This is a genomic window from Pseudoalteromonas sp. Ld20 (assembly GCF_045064175.1).
GTDB classification, from domain to species: Bacteria; Pseudomonadota; Gammaproteobacteria; order Enterobacterales; family Alteromonadaceae; genus Pseudoalteromonas; species Pseudoalteromonas neustonica.
In genome coordinates this window covers 1-3877 of sequence record NZ_JBISHB010000006.1, presented here as the reverse complement: position 1 = coordinate 3877, position 3877 = coordinate 1, and the positions used below count along the sequence as shown (strand labels likewise).

The 3877-nt window shown below is 43.7% G+C and carries 1 protein-coding gene; it reads right to left on the bottom strand.

Annotation, left to right across the window (positions count from 1 at the left end; all coding sequences use genetic code 11):
* On the bottom strand, nucleotides 1-3877 hold a 3877-nt coding region (locus tag ACJJVX_RS00145), incomplete at both ends, for a beta strand repeat-containing protein (protein ID WP_405629455.1).

The window sequence follows — 3877 nt, the reverse complement described above, 5'->3', positions numbered from 1 at the left end:
AACGTGTATTCACCTTGCGCGTTTGTTTGCGTTGTCAGGTTAATGTCTGAACCGAAGATATCCTTACCCGTTAAGGTAATATCGACATTCGTTAATAACGTGTCGTTATCAGCAATGGTGCCATCTTGGTTTTCATCAAAATACACACGCCCTGAAATAGTCGCTGTATCGGGATTTTGCTCTGTAAAGTCAACAAGCTGGTTGTTTGTAGAAAGCGCAACGGTAACCGTATCTGTTAGATCAGAGCCTGCAATAGCACCCGAGCTATTACGCTCAACACCGTCTTTATAAAGCGCAGGTTGCGTTTGCGTTACGGTGTAACCATTATCATCTGAAGCAAATAAATCAGCGAACGTGTATTCACCTTGCGCGTTCGTTTGCGTCGTTAACGAGATTCTTGAACCGAAGATATTTTTACCCGTTAAGGTAATATCGACATTCGCTAATAACATGTCGTTACCTGCAATCGTGCCATCTTGGTTTTCATCAAAATACACACGCCCTGAAATAGTCGCTGTATCTGGATTTTGCTCTGTGAAGTCAATAAGCTGATTGCTTGTAGAAAGCATAACAATAACCGTATCTGTTAAATCAGAGCCTGCTATAGCACCCGAGCTGTTACGCTCTACACCGTCTTTATAAAGCTCAGGTTGCGTTTGCGTTACGGTGTAACCATTATCATCTGAAGCAAATAAATTCGCGAACGTGTATTCACCTTGCGCGCTTGTTTGCGTTGTCAGGTTAATGTCAGTTCCGAAGATGTCTTTACCTGTTAGGGCAATATCTACATTAGCTAATAACTTATCGTTGTCTGCAATCACACCGTCTTGATTTTCATCGAAGTACACACGCCCTGAAATAGTCGCTGTATCGGGATTTTGCTCTGTAAAGTCAACTAGCTGATTGCTTGTAGAAAGCGCAACGGTAACCGTATCTGTTAGATCAGAGCCTGCAATCATGCCTGTATTGTTACGCTCAACACCGTCTTTATAAAGCGCAGGTTGTGTTTGCGCCACGGTGTATCCATTGGCATCTGAGGCAAATAAATTCTCAAACGTGTATTCACCTTGCGCGCTTGTTTGCGTTGTCAGGTTAATGTCTGTTCCGAAGATATTCTTACCCGTTAAGATAATATCGACATTAGCTAATAACTTATCGTTGTCTGCAATCACACCGTCTTGATTTTCATCGAAGTACACACGGCCTGACACGCTTGCTGTATCTGGGTTTTGCTCTGTGAAGTCAACAAGCTCGTTGCTTGTCGTCAGCACAACAGTCACTGTATCCGTTAGATCAGAGCCTGCAATAGCACCCGAGCTATTACGCTCAACACCGTCTTTATAAAGCGCGGGTTGTGTTTGCGCCACGGTGTATCCATTGGCATCTGAGGCAAATAAATTATCAAACGTGTATTCACCTTGCGCGTTTGTTTGCGTTGTCAGGTTAATGTCAGTCCCGAAGATGTCTTTACCTATTAAGGTAATGTCTACATTGGCTAATAACGTGTCGTTACCTGTAATGGTGCCGTCTTGATTTTCATCGAAGTACACACGGCCTGAAATAGTCGCTGTATCTGGATTTTGCTCTGTAAAGTCAACTAGCTGATTGCTTGTTGAAAGCACAACGGCAACCGTATCCGTTAGATCAGAGCCTGCAATTACACCTGCATTGTTACGCTCAACACCGTCTTTATAAAGCGCAGGTTGCGTTTGCGTTACGGTATAACCACTAGCATCTGAAGCAAATAAATTCGCAAACGTGTATTCACCTTGCGCATTCGTTTGTGCGGTAAGGTTAATGTCTGAACCGAAGATATCCTTACCCGTTAAGGTAATATCGACATTAGCTAATAACTTATCGTTATCTGCAATCACACCGTCTTGATTTTCATCGAAGTACACACGGCCTGAAATAGTCACTGTATCGGGGTTCTGCTCTGTGAAGTCAACAAACTCGTTGTTGGTGGTCAGCACAACAGTCACTGTATCCGTTAGATCAGAGCCTGCAATTACACCTGCATTGTTACGCTCAACACCGTCTTTATAAAGCGCAGGTTGCGTCTGCGTTACTGTGTACCCATTGGCATCTGAGGCAAATAAATTAGCGAACGTGTATTCACCTTGCGCGTTTGTTTGCGTTGTCAGGTTAATGTCAGTCCCGAAGATGTCTTTACCTATTAAGGTAATGTCTACATTGGCTAGTAACTTGTCGTTATCAGCAATGGTGCCATCTTGGTTTGCATCAAAATACACACGCCCTGAAATAGTCGCTGTATCTGGGTTTTGCTCAGTAAAATCGACTAACTCATTATTGTTAGCCACTAACTGAACTGTGACCGAATCAGTTGTTTCAGAGCCTGCAATAGCACCCGATCTATTACGCTCAACACCATCTTTATAAAACGCGGGTTGAGTTTGCGTGACGTTATAACCGCTGGCATCTGAGGCAAATAAATCAGCGAAAACATATTCACCCTGCTCATTCGTTTGCGTTGTCAGGTTAATGTCAGTCCCGAAGATGTCTTTACCTATTAAGGTAATCGCTACGCCAGTAAGTAACTTATCGTTACCGGCAAGTGTACCGTCTTGGTTTTCATCGAAGTACACACGCCCTGAAATAGTCGCTGTATCGGGATTTTGCTCTGTAAAGTCAACTAGCTGATTGCTTGTAGAAAGCGCAACGGTAACCGTATCTGTTAGATCAGAGCCTGCAATAGCACCCGAGCTATTACGCTCAACACCGTCTTTATAAAGCGCGGGTTGTGTTTGCGCCATGGTGTACCCATTGGCATCTGAAGCAAATAAATCAGCGAACGTGTATTCACCTTGCGCGCTTGTTTGCGTTGTCAGGTTAATGTCAGTCCCGAAGATATCTTTACCTATTAAGGTAATCGCTACGCCAGCAAGTAACTTATCGTTATCAGCAATGGTGCCATCTTGGTTTGCATCAAAATACACACGCCCTGAAATAGTCGCTGTATCTGGGTTTTGCTCAGTAAAATCGACTAACTCATTATTGTTAGCCACTAACTGAACTGTGACCGAATCAGTTGTTTCAGAGCCTGCAATAGCACCCGATCTATTACGCTCAACACCATCTTTATAAAACGCGGGTTGAGTTTGCGTGACGTTATAACCGCTGGCATCTGAGGCAAATAAATCAGCGAAAACATATTCACCCTGCTCATTCGTTTGTGCGGTAAGGTTAATGTCTGAACCGAAGATATCCTTACCCGTTAAGGTAATGTCTACATTGGCTAATAACGTGTCGTTACCTGTAATGGTGCCGTCTTGATTTTCATCGAAGTACACACGGCCTGACACGCTTGCTGTATCTGGGTTTTGCTCTGTGAAGTCAACTAGCTGATTGCTAGTTGAAAGCGCAACGGTAACCGTATCTGTTACATCAGAGCCTGCAATCATGCCTGCACTATTACGCTCAACACCATCTTTATAAAGCGCGGGTTGGGTTTGCGTTACGGTATAACCGTTGGCATCTGAGGCAAATAAATCAGCGAACGTGTATTCACCTTGCGCGCTTGTTTGCGTTGTCAGGTTAATGTCAGTCCCGAAGATATCTTTACCTATTAAGGTAATCGCTACGCCAGCAAGTAACTTATCGTTATCAGCAATGGTGCCATCTTGGTTTGCATCAAAATACACACGCCCTGAAATAGTCGCTGTATCTGGATTTTGCTCTGTAAAGTCAACTAGCTGATTGCTTGTTGAAAGCACAACGGTAACCGTATCCGTTAGATCAGAGCCTGCAATAGAACCCGAGCTATTACGCTCAACACCGTCTTTATAAAGCGCAGGTTGCGTTTGCGTTACGGTGTAACCATTATCATCTGAAGCAAATAAATCAGCGAACGTGTATT